This window comes from Comamonas testosteroni ATCC 11996, assembly GCF_000241525.1.
GTDB classification, from domain to species: domain Bacteria; phylum Pseudomonadota; class Gammaproteobacteria; order Burkholderiales; family Burkholderiaceae_C; genus Comamonas; species Comamonas testosteroni.
Window position 1 is genome coordinate 57,907 of record NZ_AHIL01000037.1, and the last position, 22,146, is coordinate 80,052.

Annotated in this window: 19 protein-coding genes; 9 read left to right on the forward strand and 10 right to left on the reverse strand. The window is 63.2% G+C overall.

Annotation, left to right across the window (positions count from 1 at the left end; all coding sequences use genetic code 11):
- Window positions 1-121 precede the first annotated feature (121 nt).
- Together CTATCC11996_RS15925 and CTATCC11996_RS15930 are read right to left on the reverse strand one after the other, a co-directional pair.
- Entirely contained in the window at window positions 122-1,774 is a 1,653-nt protein-coding gene (locus CTATCC11996_RS15925) for an ABC transporter permease (RefSeq protein WP_034349403.1), read from the reverse strand.
- A 145-nt stretch (window positions 1,775-1,919) separates the two neighbouring features.
- The gene (locus CTATCC11996_RS15930) at window positions 1,920-2,948 is read right to left on the reverse strand and encodes an extracellular solute-binding protein (RefSeq protein ID WP_003077997.1); all 1,029 of its coding nucleotides are present in this window, start codon (window positions 2,946-2,948) and stop codon (window positions 1,920-1,922) included.
- Window positions 2,949-3,233: 285 nt separating this feature from the next.
- On the opposite strand from CTATCC11996_RS15930, the gene CTATCC11996_RS15935 reads away from it, so the two are divergent.
- From CTATCC11996_RS15935 to CTATCC11996_RS15945, 3 genes are all read left to right on the forward strand, one after another.
- On the forward strand, window positions 3,234-3,911 hold the full coding sequence (locus tag CTATCC11996_RS15935; RefSeq protein ID WP_003077999.1) for a histidine phosphatase family protein: 678 nt from the start codon (window positions 3,234-3,236) through the stop codon (window positions 3,909-3,911).
- Window positions 3,912-3,960: 49 nt separating this feature from the next.
- Window positions 3,961-4,410, forward strand: coding sequence for a hypothetical protein (locus tag CTATCC11996_RS15940; protein ID WP_003078001.1), 450 nt, complete (start codon window positions 3,961-3,963; stop codon window positions 4,408-4,410).
- 101 nt (window positions 4,411-4,511) lie between these two features.
- Window positions 4,512-5,498, forward strand: a complete 987-nt coding sequence (locus CTATCC11996_RS15945) for a Bug family tripartite tricarboxylate transporter substrate binding protein (RefSeq protein WP_003078003.1) — start codon at window positions 4,512-4,514, stop codon at window positions 5,496-5,498.
- Window positions 5,499-5,969: 471 nt separating this feature from the next.
- Here the strand turns inward: CTATCC11996_RS15945 and CTATCC11996_RS15950 are convergent, their stop codons facing one another.
- Window positions 5,970-6,845 (reverse strand): creatininase family protein, encoded by an 876-nt coding sequence (locus CTATCC11996_RS15950; protein WP_003078004.1) that lies wholly within the window; start codon window positions 6,843-6,845, stop codon window positions 5,970-5,972.
- 96 nt (window positions 6,846-6,941) lie between these two features.
- On the opposite strand from CTATCC11996_RS15950, the gene CTATCC11996_RS15955 reads away from it, so the two are divergent.
- Window positions 6,942-8,537, forward strand: coding sequence for an MATE family efflux transporter (locus CTATCC11996_RS15955; protein WP_042438249.1), 1,596 nt, complete (start codon window positions 6,942-6,944; stop codon window positions 8,535-8,537).
- 100 nt (window positions 8,538-8,637) lie between these two features.
- Window positions 8,638-10,917, forward strand: coding sequence for a protein-disulfide reductase DsbD family protein (locus CTATCC11996_RS15960; RefSeq protein WP_034349407.1), 2,280 nt, complete (start codon window positions 8,638-8,640; stop codon window positions 10,915-10,917).
- A 31-nt stretch (window positions 10,918-10,948) separates the two neighbouring features.
- On the opposite strand, the gene CTATCC11996_RS15965 is transcribed toward CTATCC11996_RS15960, so the two are convergent.
- Window positions 10,949-11,335: a VOC family protein gene (locus tag CTATCC11996_RS15965; protein ID WP_003078010.1), complete on the reverse strand. Its 387-nt coding sequence runs from the start codon at window positions 11,333-11,335 to the stop codon at window positions 10,949-10,951.
- Window positions 11,336-11,683: 348 nt separating this feature from the next.
- On the opposite strand from CTATCC11996_RS15965, the gene CTATCC11996_RS15970 reads away from it, so the two are divergent.
- Window positions 11,684-12,199 (forward strand): hypothetical protein, encoded by a 516-nt coding sequence (locus tag CTATCC11996_RS15970; RefSeq protein WP_003078012.1) that lies wholly within the window; start codon window positions 11,684-11,686, stop codon window positions 12,197-12,199.
- A gap of 61 nt (window positions 12,200-12,260) precedes the next feature.
- Here the strand turns inward: CTATCC11996_RS15970 and CTATCC11996_RS15975 are convergent, their stop codons facing one another.
- Window positions 12,261-13,127, reverse strand: a complete 867-nt coding sequence (locus CTATCC11996_RS15975) for a GNAT family N-acetyltransferase (protein WP_042438237.1) — start codon at window positions 13,125-13,127, stop codon at window positions 12,261-12,263.
- A gap of 216 nt (window positions 13,128-13,343) precedes the next feature.
- Here CTATCC11996_RS15975 and hemE point away from each other — a divergent pair, with 216 nt between their 5' ends.
- The 3 genes from hemE to CTATCC11996_RS15990 all read left to right on the forward strand — a co-directional run bounded on the left by hemE (window position 13,344) and on the right by CTATCC11996_RS15990 (window position 18,628).
- Window positions 13,344-14,459 carry a uroporphyrinogen decarboxylase gene (hemE, locus tag CTATCC11996_RS15980; RefSeq protein ID WP_003078016.1) on the forward strand — a complete coding sequence of 372 codons (1,116 nt, stop codon included), beginning with the start codon at window positions 13,344-13,346 and terminating at the stop codon, window positions 14,457-14,459.
- A 659-nt stretch (window positions 14,460-15,118) separates the two neighbouring features.
- Window positions 15,119-17,311 carry a replication restart helicase PriA gene (gene priA, locus CTATCC11996_RS15985; protein ID WP_034349409.1) on the forward strand — a complete coding sequence of 731 codons (2,193 nt, stop codon included), beginning with the start codon at window positions 15,119-15,121 and terminating at the stop codon, window positions 17,309-17,311.
- Between the two features lie 195 nt (window positions 17,312-17,506).
- Entirely contained in the window at window positions 17,507-18,628 is a 1,122-nt protein-coding gene (locus CTATCC11996_RS15990) for an asparaginase (RefSeq protein WP_003078020.1), read from the forward strand.
- Between the two features lie 192 nt (window positions 18,629-18,820).
- On the opposite strand, the gene CTATCC11996_RS15995 is transcribed toward CTATCC11996_RS15990, so the two are convergent.
- The 5 genes from CTATCC11996_RS15995 to CTATCC11996_RS16015 form a co-directional block, all read right to left on the reverse strand.
- Window positions 18,821-19,780 carry an AEC family transporter gene (locus CTATCC11996_RS15995; protein WP_034349410.1) on the reverse strand — a complete coding sequence of 320 codons (960 nt, stop codon included), beginning with the start codon at window positions 19,778-19,780 and terminating at the stop codon, window positions 18,821-18,823.
- Between the two features lie 127 nt (window positions 19,781-19,907).
- Complete coding sequence (locus CTATCC11996_RS16000) at window positions 19,908-20,267, reverse strand: hypothetical protein (protein WP_003078024.1); 360 nt, start codon at window positions 20,265-20,267, stop codon at window positions 19,908-19,910.
- 87 nt (window positions 20,268-20,354) lie between these two features.
- Entirely contained in the window at window positions 20,355-20,756 is a 402-nt protein-coding gene (locus CTATCC11996_RS16005) for a roadblock/LC7 domain-containing protein (RefSeq protein ID WP_034349412.1), read from the reverse strand.
- Window positions 20,753-21,319: a GTP-binding protein gene (locus CTATCC11996_RS16010; protein ID WP_003078029.1), complete on the reverse strand. Its 567-nt coding sequence runs from the start codon at window positions 21,317-21,319 to the stop codon at window positions 20,753-20,755. The genes CTATCC11996_RS16005 and CTATCC11996_RS16010 overlap by 4 nt, the downstream gene beginning before the upstream one ends.
- Window positions 21,316-22,143, reverse strand: coding sequence for a hypothetical protein (locus CTATCC11996_RS16015; RefSeq protein WP_003078031.1), 828 nt, complete (start codon window positions 22,141-22,143; stop codon window positions 21,316-21,318). Before CTATCC11996_RS16015 ends, CTATCC11996_RS16010 begins: the two co-directional genes overlap by 4 nt.
- Between the last annotated feature and the right edge of the window lie 3 nt (window positions 22,144-22,146).

Sequence of the window (22,146 nt, forward strand, 5' to 3'; positions counted from 1 at the left end):
GACTGCCTCGGGAGGCCGGCCGTTGCTGCATTCTTGTTTGCACAAGTCCTGTTCATCCTATTCATTTTCAATGGCTGCTTGCGCAATATAAATAAGCGCCACAGCCGATTTTCATGCGTATTCATCGCAGCCCATCCGACAGCTGCGTGCGCGCCAGCAGCAGGACGGGAACCAGCCCCGCGACCACAATGCACAGCGCGGCGATCGCGCCCTCCTCATAGGTACCGCGCGCGGCTTCGGCATAGAGCCAGGTGGCCAGGGTGTCGAAATCGGCCGGGCGCAGCAGCAAGGTGGCAGGCAGCTCCTTCATGGCATCGACAAATACCAGCATGGCACTGGTGGCCATGGCAGGCCGCAGCAGCGGCAGGTGTACCCGGCGCAGCGTGCCCAGGCGGCTTTCGCCCAGCAGACGCGAGGCCTGCTCCAGCGTCGGCGGGATACGGGCCAGTCCGGCCTCGATGCCGCCCACGGGCATGACCAGAAAGCGAATTACGCAAGCCGCGACCAGCACCACGCCCAGACCCATCAGCGGCAAGCCCTTGGCACCAAACAGGCTGGCCAGCCCGGCATCCAGCGCCAACGCGGGAGTCAGCAAACCAATCGCCAGCACCGTGCCCGGCACGGCGTAACCCAGCGCCGCCAGCTGCGCTGGCCAGCGCGAAGGCGCTCGCGTGCTGATGCCGGTGCGCGTGGCCCAGGCCACGACAAGACCCGCAGCCACCGCAATCACGGTCACGCCCAGCGCCAGCCCCAGCGTGTTGAGCAGGCTGGAGACCAGGCCCTCGGACACGCCCGAGCCCTGCACCAGACGCTTGCCGCTTTCCCAGGCCAGATAGGCCGCTGGCGCAGCAAAGCCGATCAGCACCGGCAGGCTGCAGGCCAGCGTGGCCAGCCAGGCAGTGCCTGGGGGCAGGCGGTGCGGCGCTATGGCCCTCATGCGCTGGGCCGAGCCAAAGCGCTGGCGACTGCGGCCCTGACGCTCCAGCCAGACCAGGGCCACCACGGCCAGCAGCATGGAGCAGGCAATCTGCGCGGCACCGGCCAGATCGGAGCGCGTGACCCAGGTGGTGTAGATCGACACCGTGAGCGTGTGCACGCCCAGAAACTCGGACGCACCGATATCGTTGAGCGTCTCCAGCAACGCCAGGCTCAGGCCCACGACCAGTGCCGGCCGCGCCATGGGCAGGGCCACGCGCCAAAAAGCCCCCCAGCGGGTTTCACCCAGCGAGCGTGCAGCTTCCATCAGATGTGCCGGCTGGGTCATGAACATGGCCCGTGCCGTCATATACACATAGGGGTAGAGCGTGAACCCCAGCACAAAGATCGCGCCGCCCATGGAGCGTAGATCAGGCAGGCGCCACTGGCGCGGGCTTTCGTAACCCAGCAACCCGCGCAGCGCGCCCTGCACCGGGCCTATGGGGTGAAGCAGATCCAGATAGGCAAAGGCCACGATATAGGCCGGCATGGCCAGCGGCAGCAGCAGCGCCCAGTGCAGCCAGCGCCGCCCCGGAAAATCGCAGGCCGTCACCAGCCAGGCGCAGCCCGTGCCCACCACCAGAACCACCAGGCCCACCCCGCCCAGCAGCCAGGCCGTATTGGCGGCGGCATCGGGCAGCACATAGCGCAGCAGATCCTGCCAGTGCGCCCAGTCCGCCCCCAGCGCCAGCCAGGCCAGCGAGGCAATGGGCGCAAACACCCCCAGCGCAATCAACCAGCTTGCGCCCTGCCACACCGGCCCGACGGGCCGCAGCCCTGAACGAAGATAAGAAAACATCAAAAAACCAAAAAGGAAACGGCCCTTGGACAGGCATGCTCCATCAAAGGAACACCGAGCAAGAGCCGCCTCGCAGCGAAGGTGTTGTCCCCCTCCCGCGAAGCGAGAGAGGGGGAAGGCGCATCAGCGCCTCAGGGGGTGCTACTTATTTATCAAACCCAACCTTGTCGACCAGCACGCTGGCAGCCTTGCGATGCTTGGCGATCTCGGTCAGCGGCAGCGGATCGATCTTGATCTCGCCGATGCTCTGGGCCACCACGGGATCCAGCGCCACGCCCTTGCGCACAGGGTGCTCGTAGTTGGCCTGGGCGTACATATTCTGGGCCGGCTCGGAAACCAGGAACTCCAGCAGCTTCACGGCCTGATCGCGGTTGGGAGCGTGCTTGGCCACCGAGGCGCCGCTGATATTGATATGCGTGCCGCTCTTGGGATCGTTGAAAGTAGGCTTGACGACCTTGATGGCATCGCCCCACTTGCGTGCGTCCGTACCTTCCTTGGCCGCCTTCATATGGCCCACATAATAGGTGTTGGCCAGGCCCACATCGCAGATGCCGCCCAGAATGTCGCGCGCCACATCGCGGTCGCCGCCCGTGGCCTTGCGCGCCAGATTGGCCTTGACGCCCTTGAGCCACTGCTCGGTCTTGGCTTCGCCGTCATGGGCGATCATGGCGGCGATCAGCGCCGTGTTGTAGGGGTGCTGGCCGGCACGGCTGCAGACCTTGCCCTTGAACTGCGGCTTGGCCAGGTCTTCATAGCGGAAGGCGCCGATCTTCATGTCCTTTTCGGCATACAGCACGCGAGCCCGCATGGACAGCGCAAACCACTGGTTGTCTGCTGCGCGAAGCTGGGCCGGAATGGCCGCCTCCAGCACGCTGGACTTGACGGGCTGGGTCACGCCACCGTCCACCAGATCCAGCAGATTGCCAATATCCACCGTCATCAGCACGTCGGCAGGCGAGCGCTGGCCTTCGGCCTTGACGCGCTCCAGCAGGCCGTCCTTGACGAACACCGTCTTCACGCCGATCTTGGTCTGCGCCGTGAAGGCAGCCAGCAAGGGCTGGATCAGAGCCGGTTCACGGGTGGTATAGAGCGTGATGTCCTCGGCGTGGGCGGACAGCGCAGGGGCGCACAGGCTGGCAACGGCGGCCAGTGCAAACAGGGGTCGTCGAAACATGGAGGGCTCCAGAAGGTGAACAGGCATAAAAAAACACGCTCCGCTTTGAAACCGACAAGCCTCCTGCCAGCCAAGCGCAGGAGATCCGTGAACCAGTACCGAAAGCGGAGCGTGTTTTTATGTTTTTGAGAATAGCTCTCAACTATCTTAACCGAGCGCCAGGCCATGCCTGCACCTCAATCCCGATGCGGGATGCGGAAATGCGAACCAGTCCGCTGTCACCCAAGCGCCACCTGGTCGCAGGCATGACAGCGCGGCAAGCGGCCAAGGCCCAACATCCGCGCCATGGGAAACCTCTACCTTGTGCGCCATGGCCAGGCCTCGTTTGGCGCGGATGATTACGACCAGCTCAGCCCACGCGGCCAGGATCAGGCCGTGCGTCTGGGTGAGTACTGGCGTGAGCGAGGTCTGAAGTTCGACGCCGTCTACGCAGGCACGCTCAAGCGCCATCAGCAGACGCTGGCCGGCATCGTCCAGGGCCTGGGCAGCGCTTCCGGCCCCGAGACACAAAGCCGGCCCGGACTCAACGAGTACGACAGCGAAGCCCTGCTGCGCGCCATCCACCCGGCCCCGCTGCCCAGGCCCGATACGCCCGAGCTGTACCGCCATCATTTCCGCCTGCTGTGTGACGCGCTGGCGCAATGGATGGGAGGCACCATCAGCCCGCAGGGCATGCCCGACTGGAACGGCTTTGCGGACGGCGTGCACCAGGTGCTCGAGGAGATACGCCATCAGCACAGCGGCCGCAACGTGCTGCTGGTCAGCAGCGGCGGCCCCATCTCCACTGCCGTGGGCCAGGTGCTTGGCACCGCGCCCGAAGTGACCATCGCCCTCAATATGCGGCTGCGCAATATTGCCGTGACCGAATTCAGCATCAGCCCCAAGCGCCTGATGCTGCAAAGCTTCAACACGCTCAACCATCTCGATAGCGCCGAATACAGAAACTGGATCACCAGCGCCTGACTCCCCTTCAGGCCAGGAGCCGGCCAACGCAAAGTGCTACAAAGCCGCAATGGACTCCATCTTTCTCACCCTTGGCGATACGGCGCTGACGCTCGACATCGGCTCGCAGCAACATCGGCTACCCATAGGCATTGCCACCCTGGTCAAGGCCTTTGCCCAGCGCATGCCCGACGCACTGACGCTGGAAAACGCGATTGCCGATGTCGAGGACGCCGTCATGCCGGCCGGGCGCTGGCTGCCTGCAGGCGCCAGTCTGCTGCAAACGACAGACCCGCTGCTGCGGCAACTGATCCATGGCGCCACGGCCGACCCGCAGGCCACACAGGCGTCACGCGAGGCCATCGAGAACCTGTTCGAGCTGCTGGCGCGCCAGGCCCAGCAGCCCGGCCACGCCGACCCGCAACTGCCGCAGACCGCTGAACATGCGGCCGCCCTGCTGATATTGCGCGAAGCCATGCATCACTGGGGGCTGACTGCCCTGCAAGCAAGCGGTAACTAGCCATACCTGTGCGGCATAGCAGACAGAACGCTTTGCTGCTGCCTCTGGGCATTTTTCGGCGGCACACTCTCCGGATAAAAGTTTCAGACAGAAGGACAAGCATGAAACGCCGCAGTTTTACCCAATCCCTGATCAGTGCCGCAGCGGGGGCTGCCCTGCTGAGCGGATTTGCCGTCACCGCCCAGGCCGAAGGCCTGTCCAACCGCCCCATCCGCATCGTCGTGCCCTTCGGGGCCGGCGGCGTGGCCGATGTGACGGCCCGTGTGGTGGCCCAACAGCTGTCCACCCAGCTCGGCCAGCCCGTGGTCATCGACAACAAGCCCAGCGCGGGCGGTATTGTGGCGGCCGACACCGTGGCCAAGGCTGCGCCCGACGGACATACGCTGTTTCTCATGTCCAACGGCAGCGCCGTCACGGTGAATCTGTTCAACAATCTGCCCTTCGACATGGTCAAGGACCTGACGCCCATCTCCACGCTGGGCTACTTTGACATCGGCGTCATCACCGATGCCAAATCGCCCTTCAAGAATCTGGGCGAACTCGTGAGCTATGCCAAGGCCAATCCCGGCAAGCTGAACCTGGGCAGCATCAATGTGGGCAGCACCCAGCATCTGGCGGCCGAGCTGTTCAAGACCACGGCCGGCATCGATGCGCAGATCGTGCCCTTCAATGGCACGCCCGCCGTGGTGACCGCGCTGCGCGGCAAGCAGATCGATGCGGCCGTGGAAATTCTCACGCCCATCATGGGCCAGATCAATTCCAAGGCCGTGAACCTGCTCGCGGTGACAGGTGAGAAGCGCTCGCCGCTGCTGCCCAATGTGCCCACGGCCCAGGAATCCGGCGTCAAGGGCTTTGTGGCCTCTTCCTGGAATGCGCTGGCTGCACCCTCCAAGACACCCGCCCCCGTGATTGCGCATCTGAACAAGGAAATCAACGCCGCCGTCAACAACCCCGAGGTCGCCAAGAAGCTGCGCGAACTGAATGTGCAGGCCCAGGCCAGCACCCCCGAGCAGACCGCCAAGCTGCTGCAGTCGGAAATCAAGCGCTGGGGCGATGTCATCACCACGGCCAAGATTCCGAAGCAATAAGCTCCCCCTGTGGCGCTGGCGCGCCTTCCCCCTCTCTGGTGCTTCGCACCGGAAGGGGACGACAGCCTCGCTGCGCGGCGGCGCTTGCTCGCTGTCTCTTTGCGGACCGCGCCAGTTTTTCAGGGCGTTGACAGAGGCTGCGGCCGCTGCCCTACGGTGTCTGCGAGCAGATCCATGGCGCTGGCGCGCCTTCCCCCTCTCTGATGCTTCGCACCGGAAGGGGACGACAGCCTCGCGGCGCGGCAGCGGGAGCCGCCCAGGTCTTGCTCACTGTCACGCGCATGGAGCACGCCAGTTTTTGGCGGCTTGCGTTGAACGAGGCTCGCGATGAAACAGATTTTTGCAGTGGCCTTTCAGGGCTTTTCTGTTTTTTTGCTATCTTTTAAGTAGCTTTCATCGCTTTACAGCATTGATTTTCAATAAAAAATACATCGCAAATGCATACTGCTATTGCGCAATAAGCTCCTGAATTCAAAGCGGCTGCGGCTGGTTTCCCACCGTGCTCAGGGGCAGGTCATGAATTTCGCCCAGCAGCCTGACCAGGCCCTCGGCCGATGAACGCACCATGGCCGCACCGCGCTCGGCCGTCGCGGCGGCGGAGTTGCCCACGGCTCCTGCCGGGTTGTAGTCCTCGATGGCCCAGCCCAGCTTGGCGCTGCGGCCATTGCCGATGAAGTGGTATTTTCCGGCCCGCTGCTCCGAGCTGGAGGCAAAATTCTGCGCACGCTCCATGTGCACGGTCTCGGGCACCAGGTGCAGCATCATCGATGTCTCCACTTCGCCGCCGTGAATGCCGAAGCGGTGCTCATGCGCGCAGAACTGCTGGTTGGCCGCGTCGTCCACCAGCCCGAACCAGCTGGCGCTGTAGACCAGCAGGCCATGCCGGATGCGCAGCTCGCGCGCAACGATGTCCATCACGCTGACCTGGCCGCCATGACCGTTGAGCAGCAGCAGCTTCCTGATACCGGCGCGCGCCACGCAGGCGCCCAGCTCTGTCCACAGCGCAATCAGTGTGGCAGGCTGCAAGCTCAAGGTTCCTGCATAGTTCGTATGCTCGACCGAAAAACCAATGTTCTGCGGCGGCAGAAAAAGCACCGGCAGCTCGGCTGGCAACTGCGCCAGAGCGGCATCGATGACGCCCTCTATCAGGCTGGCATCCACCGACAGCGGCAGGTGCGGCCCATGCTGCTCCACCGCAGCCACGGGCAGCACGGCCACGGTGTCGGCGGCCAGGCCAGTGCTCTGGGCCAGGGCAAAGTCATGGGCCGAGGCCTGGGCCCAGAAGCGTGACGGCCAGCGGGGAAGCGCGCTTGCGGGAGTGGTCGGGGTATTGCTCATGGCCATCATCGTAGCTGCGCCAGCGCCTCGAAACCACCTCCTGTCCCGGATTCCGGGCCCACCGCCCGTCAACCGCAACCGGCCGACATGCTCCACAATGGCCCGATGCCTGAAGCCTCCGCAAGCGCCCCGCGCCAGAGTGCGCGCACCGCCAACTCCAAGCCCCAGACCCGCGACCTGACCCAGGGCCCGATTGCCAGCACCTTGCTGGTCTTTGCCCTGCCGATCCTGGCCGGCAATGTGCTGCAGTCGCTCAACGGCTCGGTCAATGCCATCTGGGTCGGCGGTCATCTGGGCGAGGCCGCGCTGACGGCCACCGCCAATGCCAACAATGTGATGTTTGCGCTGATCGGCGCGGTGTTCGGCATCAGCATGGCGACCAATATCCTGATTGCCCAGAGCATTGGCGCAAAAAACATCGCGCAAGCAAAGCGTGTACTTGGCACCAGCGCTACATTTTTTGGTGTTGTTTCACTGCTGATTGCCTTGCTGGGCTGGCCACTTTCGCGCCATCTCATGCAGTGGATGAGCACACCGGAGGCAGCGCTGCCACTGGCCGAGGCTTATCTCAAAGTCATCTTTCTGGCCATTCCACTGCTGTTCATGTTCAGCTTTGTGACGGCGGCCCTGCGCGGCGCGGGAGACACCCGAACGCCGTTCTGGTTTCTGCTCGTCGTCGTGGCGCTGGACATGGCCCTCAACCCGCTGCTGATCTTTGGCTGGGGGCCCGTGCCGCGCATGGGCATCCAGGGCTCGGCAGTGGCCACGCTGGTTGCCAATGCCGTGAGCTTCTTTGCCCTGCTGGGGTGGCTGCGTCTGCGCCGCCATCCCTTGTGGATAGGTCGCCGGCAGCTGGGGCTGTTCAAGCCCGATCTGACGATTGTGCGCACTCTGGTGGTCAAGGGCCTGCCCATGGGCGTGCAGATCGTGATGATCTCGCTGGCCATGATCGCCATGATCTCCATGGTCAACGAGCATGGCGTGCAGACCGCATCCGCCTATAGCGCTGCGCTACAGCTGTGGACCTATGTGCAGATGCCGGCCATGGCCATAGGCGCAGCCTGTTCGTCCATGGCGGCGCAGAACGTAGGCGCGGGCCTCTGGAAGCGCGTCAGCGCCACGGCCAATGCCGGCATGCTGGGCAACCTTGTGCTGACCGGCAGCCTGATCGCCCTCATCGTGCTGCTGGACCGTCATGTGCTGGGCTGGTTTCTGCCCGGCGGCAGCCCCTCGCTGGAGGTGGCACGCCATCTCAACCACATCGCCATAGGCTCCTTCCTCTTTTTTGGCGTGACCTTTGTGCTGGCCGGCGTGGTGCGTTCGACGGGCGCCGTCATGGCACCAGTGCTCATTCTGGCGATTGCCATGTGGGGCATACGCGTTCCCGTGGCACGCTGGCTGCAACCCGTGATGGGCGTGGATGCCATCTGGTGGAGCTTTCCCATCAGCTCCGTCTGCTCCATGCTGATGATGCTGACCTATTACCGCTGGGGCCACTGGCGCAAGGCCCATATGCTGCCCACCAGGCAAGTCGAGCCGGCAATCACGGCCCCCTCGGATACATCCGAGAACACATCCGTCGATGCCGCTGCACTGCTGAACAACGCCAGCAACTGCGAGCGCATTGTCATGCCGGCCGAAGTCGGTGGTCAGCCGCCCAGCCCCGTGGCCAATCAGGCCCAGGCTGTGGACAAGTCCTGAAGCCGCTTGACGGCAGAGGCACTCATACCGACTTAATCACTGCTGACCATACTGCTGCGGTTCAGGAACCAAAATACCGGCCCAGGCTCTTACCAACGTCATGCTCTTTGCCACTTCTTCACGCCGCCCTCGCCCATCGCTGCTTGCGCTCTGGCTGCTTGCCTTGCTTTTGATAGCTTCAAGCGCTTTATCCACAAGCGCCACAGCCGGAATTCAGCTCAAAACATCATCCAGCAACTCCACCGCCCTGGTGCAAACCCCGCGTGTGCGGGCCGAACTGGTAGCTCAGGCCCCCGAGGGAATTGCTGCCGGCCAGAGTTTCTGGCTGGGACTCAAGCTCGAGCATGAACCTGACTGGCATACCTACTGGAAGAACGCGGGCGACTCGGGCCTGCCGACCGAGCTGCAATGGCAGCTGCCGTCGGGCTTGAGCGCCGGCAGCATTGACTGGCCCACACCCCATGCGCTGCGGGTAGGACCGCTGGTCAATTACGGCTATGAAAACACCGTGCTGCTGCCCATACCGGTCAAGGTCGCCAGCGATTTCAAGGCTCCCGCCTCCGGCATGGTGGAGGTTCATCTTTCCGCCAACTGGCTGATCTGCCGCGTGGAGTGCATCCCAGAAAGCGGCGAGTTCACCCTGCAGATTCCCGTGGTCGGCAGCACCGCCGCCAACAGTGAAGATTTCCTCAAGGCCCGGGCGCAGCAACCCGTGGCCTTGAACGGCAATGGCCAGGCCAGCGTGCAGCCAGCCGCCGATACCAATGCCAAGATCGCTGACGACCGTATCCATCTGCGTGTCGCCGGCCTGCCGGCAGCGATCAAGGGCAAAACGCTGGAGCTCTACCCCGAAAATGCGGAAACCTTCAAGCATGCGGCCGAATCTGGCAAGGACTGGCAGCAACGCTGGGATGGCAACGACTGGGTCGCTGAAGGTCTGCCGCTGTCCGATATGCGCAGCGATACGCCGCCGCAACTGGCCATTGTTGTGGCTCTGGCGGACCAGGACCGCGCTGCGGCCCTGGACAGTGGTCAGCCTATCGCCTGGCGCAGCACGCTGGATGTGCAGGGGCAATGGACGCCAGCCACTCTGACCGGCGTTTCCCCCGCGCTCGCTGCCGCACTGGAAGCGAACAAGAATGCAACAGCTCCTGCCCAGACCTCGGGCAGCGTCAGCAGCACAGGTCTGCTGGCAGCGCTGCTGGGCGGTTTGATCGGTGGCCTGATCCTCAACCTCATGCCCTGCGTGTTTCCTGTGCTGGCCATCAAGGTACTGGGATTTTCGGGTCATGGCCAGAATCGCCATGCCCAGAAACTGAGCGGCCTGGCATATACCGCAGGCGTGGTGCTGTCCTTTGTGGCACTCGGCGCGCTGCTGCTGGGCCTGCGCGCGGCGGGCCAGCAACTGGGCTGGGGCTTCCAGCTGCAGTCGCCCGTGGTGGTGTCGCTGCTGGCGGCGCTGTTCACCGTGCTGGGGCTGAATCTGGCCGGCTGGTTCGAGTTCGGCAATCTGCTGCCCAGCAGCATTGCCAGCGCCCAGGCGCGCAACCCGATGCTCGACTCCTTTCTCTCAGGCGTGCTGGCCGTGGCCATCGCATCGCCCTGCACAGCGCCCTTCATGGGTGCCTCGCTGGGCTTTGCCATCGATATGCCAGCGGCGCAGGCGCTGACGGTGTTTGCGGCGCTTGGCATAGGCATGGCCCTGCCCTATCTGCTGGCCAGCTTCGTGCCCGCAGTCGTGAGCTGGCTGCCCCGCCCTGGCCCCTGGATGCAGACCTTCCGCCACGCAATGGCCTTCCCCATGTTTGCCACCGTGGTCTGGCTGGTCTGGGTGTTGGGTCATCAGGGCGGCATGGATGCCGCAGCAGCCCTGCTGGCGCTGCTGCTGGTGCTGGCCGCGCTGATCTGGGCCCTGGGCCTGCGCGGCAAGAGCCGCATGAGCCTCGGAGCCCTCGCCTTGCTGCTGGCTATTGGCGTGGCCTATTACGCCCTGCCGCTGATCAAGGCCGAGCCTGCGGGCCAGGCTCAGGCACAGGCCGGCGAACTCTGGCAACCCTGGTCGGCAGACAAGGTCCAGTCCGCCCAGACCTCGGGCCAACCTGTGTTTGTGGACTTCACGGCCGCCTGGTGCGTGACCTGCCAGGTCAACAAGCGCACCACACTGAGCAACGCCGAGGTGCTGGCCGCTTTTGAGCAGCACAAGGTGCAGTTGCTGCGCGCCGACTGGACACGCCAGGACCCGGCCATCACCCGGGCACTGCAATCGCTGGGGCGAAGCGGCGTCCCCGTCTACGTACTCTACCTGCCCGGCAAGCCGCCTGTGGTGATGAGCGAGCTGCTCTCCAAGAGCGAAGTACTGGACGCGCTCCAGCAGATCTAGGCCGCTCTCGCGCGCCGGGCGCCGCGCCCCCTCATGCCTGCTCCAGCTCCTCGTGCAGGCAGAGGTAGTTACCCTCCGTGTCCTTGAACCAGGCGGCCTTCTCGGACCCCAGCACGCAGACATGGTTGACGGTCTTGAAATCGGGGAAGTCGTAGTCCTCAAACACCACACCCCGGCTTTTCAGCTCCCGAATGCTTGCAGCAATGTCGGGCACCCTGAAGCTGATGGCAGTGTGCTCGGCCTTGGTACCGCCGGGCTTTGGAAACAGGGCCAGCGCACTGCCGCCAACCAGGTAGACAAACTTTCCATCGGGCCGCAGCTCTCCTGGCTGCAGACCCAGGCTTTCTTCATAGAAAGCACGAGCACGCGCCATATCCATCACCGGCAGCATCGTCGTCACAGCAGATTGGCTCAGCATAAGAACTCCTTCGCCCGGCGCTGCGGGGTCATGGCCCTGAGTCGAGCAGACCAAGCTTAGCCCCAGGGGTGCGCAGATGCCAGCCCCGGCAAGCTCAATGAACGTGGCGCAATCAACTTTACGACTGGGCACACCGGCCTTGCCCTGCTCAAACCGGCAATACCTGGCATGACTTCGGCCAGGCGTGGAGCGCGACTTCAAGCAGGCGCACAGTGCCTATGGCACAAACCAGGCAAAAGCTCTAGACTGGAACTGCCCACAAGCCAGGCGCAACCGCAGTTTCCAGCCTTTGCCAGCCTTGCACGCGTTGACCACTGCGGACTGCCTGAACTGCACAGGAGGTAAGCCATGCATGCCAACCTTATCCACCAGCCGTCTCACAAACGTCTTTGCCTGTTGCGTGCGCTGGCGCTGGCCAGTCTGGCAATAGCCGGTCTGGCCCTGCCCTTTGCCTGGGACGTCCTGGCCAGCATCAACAGCATGCCCAAGATGCACTGGTTGCAGCAGGCTCTGGCGCAGGCTCCTGCTTTCAGTTGGCTGATGATGTTTGTCTGGGGCGGAGCCATACCGCTGGTCTTGCTCAAGAACATGGACCAGACGCCATCACACAAGCTTCGCACCACGGTGGTGATGCTGATCCTGATGTGGATCGCCGTCACCTGGTATGTGCACATGCCGGCCAGCAATCAGTGCAGCGCGCTTTATGCTTCCTGGGATTGGGCCTGCTCGGTTCTGCAATGGGGCTACAGCATGAGTCTGGTGCTGTCCATTGCAGCCTATGCCTTCCTCATGCTGGGCCTGATGGTTACGGCACTGGGCCTTTTTGCCGAAGGCCTGGAAGATGAGCCCAGCCACGCCGCATGACCCATCCAGCCATCAAAAAAGCCTGTGGCATGGCCACAGGCTTTTTGCTTTTGCGCTCGCCTCAGGCCTTCATGCGCCCGAACAGTCGGCGGTAGCGAGAGGGTAGATCCTGCATTCGCATCATGATGGGCAGATCTGCCGTGTTGAAGTCGCTATCCCAGGCCGGCGCCCCCAGCACCTTGGCACCGGCACGCAGATAGCCCTGGATCAGCGCTGGCGGCTCGACCTTCAACGCATCTGCCGAGACATTGCTGATATGTGCAAGCTCCTCGGGCAGGGCTACGCGGGGGCGCACCTGCAACTCGGGCTCGGCCAGATGACTCTGGCGCAGTTGCTGCCAGATGCGTGCCGGGCCTTCGCCATGGGCCAGGCCCGGGTACTGCATGGGAATGCTGGCGCAGCCCACCATGGCCTCGAGCCGGTTGCGCTGCATGAATTCGGCCAGCGCTCCCCAGAGCGCCAGAATCACGCCGCCCTGGCGATGCTCCGCATGCACGCAGCTGCGCCCCAGCTCGACCATCTGCGCACGCCAGGCGTTGATGGGCGAGAGGTCGAACTCCTGATCGCTGTACAGACCGCCGGCACGCTGGGCCTGAGCGGGGGTCAACAGGCGGTAGGTACCGATCACCTTGTTCTGCTCTTCATCGCAGACCATCAGATGCTCGCAGAAATCGTCAAAGACATCGATATCGTGGCCCGCCACGGGCGTCTGCAGCACAGCACCCATTTCTTCGGCAAAGATCTGATAGCGCAGGCGCTGGGCCTGGCGAACCTCGTCCAGGTGACGGGCCCAGCGCACCTGCAGGCGCAAAGCGGGCGCTGCAGCGTGTGCGGGACTGGCGGGGCGATGGGAAAGCGAGGGGGCCGATGACGGTGTCGTCGCGATGCTCTGGCCATTCAGCGCATCAAGAATCTCGGGATGCCTCATGTCTGCTTTCCTCCGGTGTTGGACGCAGTTGGCGGCCTGCCTGTGCCACACGGTGTGTCTGCGTGGCGCCATTGTGGAAAACGCAGATGAAGCCCGAGCGACATTTGGATGACGGTTGCATGACAAACCATGGCAGCCGCCATCCCTGCACAGAGAGCTGAATTGCTGCTCGGGATTGTGGTGAATGGGAAAGCCGGAGTGGGCGACAATCAGCATATGAGTTTCGCCCCCCTGACCAATGACACCTTCCTGCGCGCATGCCGTCGCCAGGCTACTGACTACACGCCCCTGTGGCTGATGCGCCAGGCGGGACGCTACCTGCCCGAATACAAGGCCACCCGCGCCAAGGCCGGCAGCTTCATGGGCCTGGCCACCAATGTGGACTACGCCACCGAGGTGACCCTGCAGCCGCTGGATCGCTTCCCTCTGGACGCTGCCATTCTGTTCAGCGACATCCTGACCGTGCCCGACGCCATGGGCCTGGGCCTGTCGTTCGCCGAAGGCGAGGGGCCGCGCTTTGCCAAGGTCGTGCGCGACGAGGCCGCCGTGGCGGAGCTGGCCGTGCCCGACATGGACAAGCTGCGTTATGTGTTTGATGCCGTCACCAATATCCGCAAGGTGCTCAATGGCCGTGTGCCACTAATCGGCTTCTCGGGCAGCCCCTGGACTCTGGCCTGCTACATGACCGAGGGCAAGGGCAGCGATGACTACCGCACCGTCAAGTCGCTGATGTACTCGCGCCCCGACCTGATGCACCGCATCCTGGAGGTCAACGCCGACAGCGTGGCGGCCTACCTGAACGCCCAGATCGATGCCGGCGCCCAGGCCGTGATGATTTTTGACAGCTGGGGCGGCGTGCTGGCCGACGGCGCTTTCCAGGAATTCAGCCTGGCCTATACCAAGCGCGTGCTGGCTCAGCTCAAGCGCACCGGCGTGGACGGCAGCGATGTGCCCCGTATCGTCTTCACCAAGGGCGGAGGCATCTGGCTGCCCGACATGAAGGACATCGACTGCGAAGTGCTGGGTCTGGACTGGACGGCCAATCTGGGCAAGGCTCGCGCCATCGTGGGCGGCGAGGTCGGCGGCCCAGGCAAGGCGCTGCAGGGCAATATCGACCCCAATGTGCTGTTTGCCGCACCCGAGCAGGTCGCCGCCCAGGCGCGTGCCGTGCTGGACAGCTTTGGCAAGCCCCATACCGACAAAAACACCACCGGCCCCACCCACATCTTCAATCTGGGTCACGGCATCAGCCAGTTCACCCCGCCCGAACATGTGGCCGCGCTGGTCGAAGCTGTGCACAGCCACTCGCGCCTGCTGCGCACAAAGGGCTGACTCCACCTGCAACAAGTGCCTTCCCAGGCATTTGTTGCAGAACAATGGGCCCCAATCACCCGATAAAATCAAATGGTTATTGAACGACAATCGCCGGCCTGAGATGCAGCAAAGCGGCAGCAAATCATTGATTTCAAATCACTAAATCTCGGACTCTGAGAAATTCGGCGCCAGCAGTGCTTGGCGCTTTTTTATTTTTTCACCAACCTCGGTGTCGATTGACGGAAGTTATCCACACATGGATGCTCCGAGATAACTGCAGCCCTCATGGAGGCTTGCTCTAGTGCTATTTTTTGAGAAGTTAAGGACTTTGCACCGCGGTTTGAACGCATTTAGGTTTAGGGAGCTTCTCGGTTGACAGTGACTCGCCGCCTGATTTATGCACAGATATGGCGAGGCAGACTCCCTGCCAACACTTCGCCAAAGCAAGCTCCCCACCGCGCCATGAATACATATAAGTCTTTGTTTTAACTAAATTAATTATTCAACCGCTCAGCCATCCTGCCGGCTTACAAACGCGAACAGGACTTGCTCAGGCCTTTCGCGCATATTGTTTCTCACAAAGTTATCCACAGAACGCAAAGCCTTTGCAGGCCTCAAAATCTGCTATAGCTCTGAGGAACTACGGCCTCTGCAGCGCCTTCCCCCGATCCAACTCCATGCCCCATATCGTTTACGTTGCCGTCCAGACCCCTGCTCACAGCGCCGTAGGTGATCTGTTGAGCTACGTAAGCGACGCATGGCTGGAGCCCGGTACCTTGGCGCGCGTTCCTCTGGGAAAAAGAGAGTTGCTGGGTGTGGTCTGGGATACGCCCGCCGCCCCCGAAGCCATTCCAGACGGGGTGGAACTGCGTAGCATTGCCGGCCTGCTGCAAGGCATAGAGCCGCTGGACCAGGCCTGGCGACGGCTGGTGGCTTTTGCCGCGCACTATTACCAGCGCAGCTTGGGCGAGATTGCCGTCACCGCGTTGCCGCCTCAGTTGCGCGATATGTCGCCCGAACAACTGGCACGGCGGCTGGCTCCGCCCAAGACGACCAAGACACCGGCTGGCAAGCGCAAGAAGGCACAGGCACCAGCCGCCGAAGCGGCACAAGCGAGCACCGAGACGATGGCTCACACGCCTGACGCCAGCAACGCAACGCCTTTGCTCGCACTCAGCGCCGAGCAGTCCTCGGTTTTCGAGCAAATTGAGCAAAACCCCGGCCCGTTCCTGCTCTACGGCAGCACGGGCAGCGGCAAGACCGAGGTTTATCTGCGTGCAGTGCAAGCCATGCTGGATGCCAACCCAGAGGATCAGGCACTGGTGATGGTGCCGGAGATCAACCTCACGCCTCAGCTGGAAGAGCGGTTTGTCGCCCGCTTCGTGCCTCAGTACGGCAAGGACGCCGTAGTCAGCATGCACAGCGGCATGACCAACCCGCAGCGTCTCAAAAGCTGGCTGGCCGCCCACACTGGCCGCGCCCGCATTGTGCTGGGTACGCGCATGGCTATTTTTGCCAGCGTGCCGCAACTGGCGCTGATCGTGGTCGACGAGGAGCATGACGCCAGCTACAAGCAGCAAGAAGGCGCGCGCTATTCGGCGCGCGATCTGGCCATCTGGCGCGGGCGCGATACCGGCGCCAAGGTCATTCTGGGCAGCGCCACTCCGTCGCTGGAGAGCTGGCATGCCTCGGAACCCGAGGTCGGCCGCTATCTGCGCCTGCATATGCCCAGTCGCATCGGCGCAGCCGGATCAGGCACGGCCAGCCTTCCCAAGGTAAGAATGGTGGACATGGGCCAGCAGCCCAAACGCGCCGTCTTCTCGCCTCCGCTGATCGAAGCCATCACCGAGCGCGTCAAACGCGGCGAGCAAAGCCTGATTCTGCTCAACCGTCGCGGCTTTGCCCCTGTGCTGTTCTGCGCCGACTGCAACTGGAAGAGCGACTGCCCCCATTGCAGCGCTCACCAGGTCTTTCACAAGGGCGATCGCACGCTGCGCTGCCACCACTGTGGCTTTACCCAGCGTGTGCCGTTTGCCTGCCCCAGCTGCGGCAACCCCGACATCCTGCCTCTGGGCAAGGGCACGGAGCAGTTACAGGAAGAGCTGGAGCGGCTGCTGCGCAATGTGCAGCGTCCCGACGGCAATCCGGCCCGCGTGGCGCGCATCGACGCCGACACCACCAAGGCCAAGGGCAGCCTGGAGCAGCAACTGGCCCAGGTGCATGCCGGCGATGTGGATGTGCTGGTCGGCACCCAGATGGTGGCCAAGGGGCATGACTTCCGGCGCATCACGCTGGTGGCGGCGGTGCAACCCGACAGTGCGCTGTACTCCAGCGACTATCGCGCCCCGGAGCGGCTGTTCTGCTTGCTGATGCAGGCCGCCGGGCGTGCCGGGCGCGACGCGCAATATGTGAAGGCCCAGGGCAGCCATCCGGAGATGTGGATTCAAAGCCACGACCCGCAAAACGCCGTCTACACCGCACTGCGCAAGCATGACTACCCGGCGTTTGCCAGGCAACAGCTCAAGGAACGGCTGGATGCCGGCATGCCGCCCTATGCCTTCCAGGCCATAGTCCGCGCCGATGCACGCACCCAGGAAGCCGCCCAGGCCTTTCTGAATGCCGCCACCCAGGTCGCCAGAGAGGCCAAGCTACCTTATCTGGATGATGTGTTCATCTACCCGCCGATTCCCATGGCGGTGCAGCGCGTGGCCAATGTGGAGCGCGCCCAGATGCTGCTGGAAGCCGGCAACCGCAGTGCCCTGCTGCGCTTTCTCAATGCCTGGCAGCAGTATCTGCACTGGCTGCGCACTCTGCCCGAGCACAGGCCGCTGGTGCGCTGGCTGGTGGATGTGGATCCGCTCAGCATCTAAAGTCGTCTGAAATTTAAGGTTTTTAGCTCTTCAGCCCTTTACCCATAAGCGCTGACAGCTATCAATTTATAAAAACCGCAGGCGCTTGGCAAATCCATCGGGATTTGCGCGAATGGGCAAGCCGGCATGGCTATTGCATGGTGTGAGGCTCGGCTCCACAAGAGGCCGTTTCATTCAATCACGGAGCACTACTTCATGCAAAAACAAGTCTTCCGCCAGTCCTTGCTGGCTGCCACCATTGCCGTTCTGGGCGTTCTATCCGCCCCCGGCGCAGCCCTGGCCCAGGATGCATCGCCTGCGGCCGCGCAGGCGGCCAAGGCGCAGACAGCCAAGCCCAATGTGGTGGTGCTGGCCACGGGCGGCACGATTGCGGGTGCCGGTGCCTCGACCGTCAACAGCGCCACCTACACGGCCGCCAAGGTCCCTGTGGACAAGCTGCTGGCCGGCTTGCCCGAGCTGGCCCAGATCGCCAATGTGCGCGGCGAGCAGGTGTTCCAGATCGCTTCCGAGAGCTTCACCAACGACAATCTGCTGACCCTGGCCAAGCGCGTCTCGCAACTGGCCAAGCAGTCCGATGTGGACGGCATCGTCATCACCCACGGCACGGACACGCTGGCCGAGACGGCCTACTTCCTGAGCCTGACCGTGCACACCGACAAGCCCATTGCCGTGGTCGGCAGCATGCGCCCGGGCACGGCCCTGTCCGCCGATGGCGCACTGAACCTGGTCAATGCCGTCAGTGTGGCTGGCTCCAAGGACGCCAGGGGCAAGGGCGTCTTCGTCACCATGAATGACGAGATCAACACCGCCCGCGATGTGAACAAGGACATCAACATCCAGACCGGCGCCTTCAAGAGCCAGTGGGGCCCGCTGGGCATGGTGGTCGAGGGCAAGAACTACTGGTTCCGCGCCCCCGTCAAGCGCCACACCATGAACTCCGAGTTCAATATCGACAACATCGACAAGCTGCCTCAGGTGGACATCGTCTATGCCTACGGCAGCGTCCAGCCCACGGCCGTGAATGCACTGGTCGATGCCGGCGCCAAGGCCATCGTCCATGCCGGCACCGGCAATGGCTCGGTGGCCGACCGCATGGTCAAGCCGCTGCAGGATGCCCGCGGCAAGGGCGTGCTCGTCGTGCGCTCGTCACGCGTTCCCTACGGCTTTGTGCTGCGCAATGCCGAGCAGCCCGACGACAAGTATGACTGGGTGGTCGCCCACGACATGCGCCCCGAAAAGGCACGCCTGCTGACCATGCTGGCGCTGACCAAGGGCGCCAATACCAAGGAACTGCAGCGGATGTTCTGGGAGTATTGAGCCACGCCCCCCTGAGGCGCTGACGCGCCTTCCCCCTCTCTGGCGCTAAGCGCCGGAAGGGACGACAGCCTCGCTGCGGGGCGGCCCTTGCTCGCTGTCTCTTTCGAAAGGGATCTGAATAAGCAAGGGAGTTAAAAAGCATGAAAAGCGGTTTGCGCAAGCTGGTCTTGCGCAAGCCGCTCTTGTTTTTGATCAGGTCATCAGCGCCACGGCGGCGGAGAAGCTGAGGAAGGCCAGGCTGGTCGATACCAGGATGATGCGCGCCACGCGGCCGCTGTGGGCACCGTAGCGCTCGGTCAGCAGCGATACATTGCTGGCGGACGGCAGCGCCGCCAGCAGCACCAGCACCACCAGTGTTTCGTGCTGGAGCGGCAAGCCCATTGCGATCGCGGCCTGTCCGACGGCCCAGACCAGCAACGGGTGGACGACAAGCTTGGCCAGTGCGATCGGCACATAGTCGCGCACGGCGACGCGTTCGTGGCTGTTCATCTGCGAGCGGGCCAACACGGCGCCTATGGTGAACAAGGCTACAGGCGAAGCCGCTGCGGCCAGCATGGCCACGGTCTTGTCCACCGGGCCGGGCAACACCCAGCCCATGGCCGACGCCAGACCGCCCAGCACAATCGCCCAGGGCATGGGATTGGACGCCATGCCCTTGAGCGAATTGCTCACCGCCAGCCAGGCACCATTTCGACCCTGCCCACCAGCCAGGTCCAGCCGCGACAGCGCAATGCAGGCCGAGGTGGTGATGACCATGTCGATGGCCATGGTCACGATCACCGGCCCAGCGCTCTGCGCGCCCAGCAGCGCCGCCAGCATGGGAACGCCCATGAAGCCGGTGTTGGGAAACGCGGCCACCAAAGCGCCGAATGCGGCATCGTTCCAGCCCAGGCGTCTGCGTGTCAGCAGCACGGCCGCGCCCACCATCAGCGTTGCACAGAACAGATAGACCAGGGTGACGTTGATGTCGAGCAGCTGATGAATCGGCGTTTGCGCGCCAAAGCGGTACAGCATGCAGGGCAGCGCGAAGTACAGCACAAAGGCATTGAGGCCAGGAATGGCCGCCTGGGGCAGGATGCCCCGCCATGTGGCGGCAAAGCCGCAAGCCACCAGAGCAAAGAAGGGGAAGGTGATGAGGAGTACGGACAGCACGCACAAATTGTGACAGCGCCCGGCTCCAGCCCTTTCACGACCTTCGATGAAAATTTTTCAGTGCAGACCTACCCAAAAACAAAGCCTGCGCAAGGCAGGCTGCTGTGACAGGTACAAGGACAGTGGGTCAGAGCTTGAGTTCCTTTTCCACATCTGCAGTCTTGCGGCGCGCCAGAGCCAGGTTGGCGCGGGCCTTGTCCAGCACCAGATAGAAGAACACGCCGTCATTGGCGGCCACGGGACGGATGATGTGATATTGCTTGCCCAGAGTGATCAGTATGTCGTCTATCTGGTCGTTGAGATTGAGCATGCGCATGGTCTTGATCTTGGCACGCACGACCTCGGTGTTGCCGGCCGCAGCCAGCTCCATGTCCACGCCGCCGCCTACGCTGCCCATCAGCATGCCGCTGGCGCTGTCCACGAGGGCGCCGCAGACAGCACCGTCTGTGGTCATCAGAGCGTTCAGAGAATCCTGGATAGAGGCCATAAATCCACCTTTTGAAAAAAGCAAGACAAGGAACTCGTGCGCCAGATGCGCACCCCACTCAGACTCAGAACTCCAGTGAACCTGTGATCAAGAGGGCAGGTACCCTGTTGCAACCTCGCCAGCCGCCCAAAGCGCGCGCCCCAGCAAGGCGTTCTGATCCACCACCAGGCAGAGAACGGCCGGGAAGGATCCGTTCACCGCCTGGAAGACCACCGTGCCCGACTCCGTCTCGAAGGTCAGGCGCTTGCAATCCCTGTGTCCGATCTCATTGGCCACGGCCTTGGCCATGGCCATGAGCGAGCCTGCCATGGCCGACAGTCGTTCGGTCGGCAGTTCGCTGCGAATGCGCAGCGCTGAAATCTCGAAACCGTCAGGGGTACAGAGCAAGGCGATGTGGACGCCCGCCACCGGGGCGACCACGCGCGCCAGAATTTCCTGACCTGCCTCCACAGCATGTGGCGGAATCATGAGGGAGTTATGGGTCTTCATAGAGTCTGACTTTGCAAGGACAGCAGCGATGCCAGCACGCTCAGGGCATCCAGCATCTGCTGGCGATCACGTGGATCTGCCTCAACAAGCGGAATGAGGTCATGGCCTTTGGCAACCAGGCCGGAGCTGAATGCCTCCAGCCTTGCTCCGCTGGCGGGGCGGCAACTGAGAATGACCATCAAAGGTGCCGCATCCAACTCTGCAACCCCCGTCAGCATCTCGCAGGCATAGTCCACCGCGCCCGCATCGTTGACGTCCACCATCAGCAGCGCTCCCACCGATGCAGAAAGCACCCAGCGGCGCACGAAATCAAAACGATCCTGACCAGGGCTGCCTACCAGTTGCAGTCGCTCTCCAGAGCCCAGGTCAATCTCGCCAAACTCCGCTCCGACCGTGGTGAACTCCTTGTGGTGCGCCGCCTTGTCCAGGTTGCGCACATCGCTGCCTGCCATGAGCTCCCCACACAGGCTGCGCAGCGCCGTGGTCTTGCCTATGCCCATGGGCCCCAGCAGACTCACCCGAAGCAAGCCCTGGCCGGGCTGCATGGGCATGAAAGATGTCATGTACGTCCTCCACGGGTAATCCAGCCCGTCAGCTTGCTGATCCATTGCAGCGTCACGGCAGCGGCCGGCTGCCTGGCGGCGCTCGGCTTTGCAGCGGCGGCGGACTCCTCGCTACCAGGCTGGCTGCAGCTCAGCACGGACTGAAGCTGGGGCAGGGACAACAGGGCCCAGAGCTGCTGCATCTCGATGCCGGCATGTTCGGCCAGTGATCTGGCATCGATGGGCCCGCGCGACAGCAGCGCCAGCACGCGCATGTTCTGCGCGCTGTTGGCGCTGCCAGGCAAAGCAACCCAGGATTTGATCTGAAAGCAATGCGTACAGTCGACTCCCTGCAACTGAAGCTCTTGCAAGGCACGCTGCAGCGACAGGGGCGCACCGGCCCTGTGCCGGGCTTTCCAGTCCATGAGGAAGACCGCGGCCCGGTCGAGCATGTCGATCAGGTCGGACAACGTGAAGTCCACATCAAGATGCACTACCCAGCCCTGGGAAGAACGCCCCAGTGGCTGCATGGCTGGCTCGCCGCCGAGATAGACCACGCAAGGAGCTCTCGCCTCTGCCCTGGCCAGCAGGCTCTCCAGCCCTTCAATCACCAGCACTTCGGCTGCATGACGCGGAACCTGACGCCAGGCGGAAAGCGACTTGCGCGCTGCGACGGCGAACAGCGCTTCAAAGCGCTGCTGCACGGCAGGCGTCCAAAGTTCTGCGGCCAAGCTCACTTCACCGATGGTTCTCGCCATGCACAGCACCCTGACTGTTGAGAAAAAGACGATGAATCCCTCAACCACCGCCAATTCGCTGGCACTGTCGGGATCAAGGCCGGACACGAT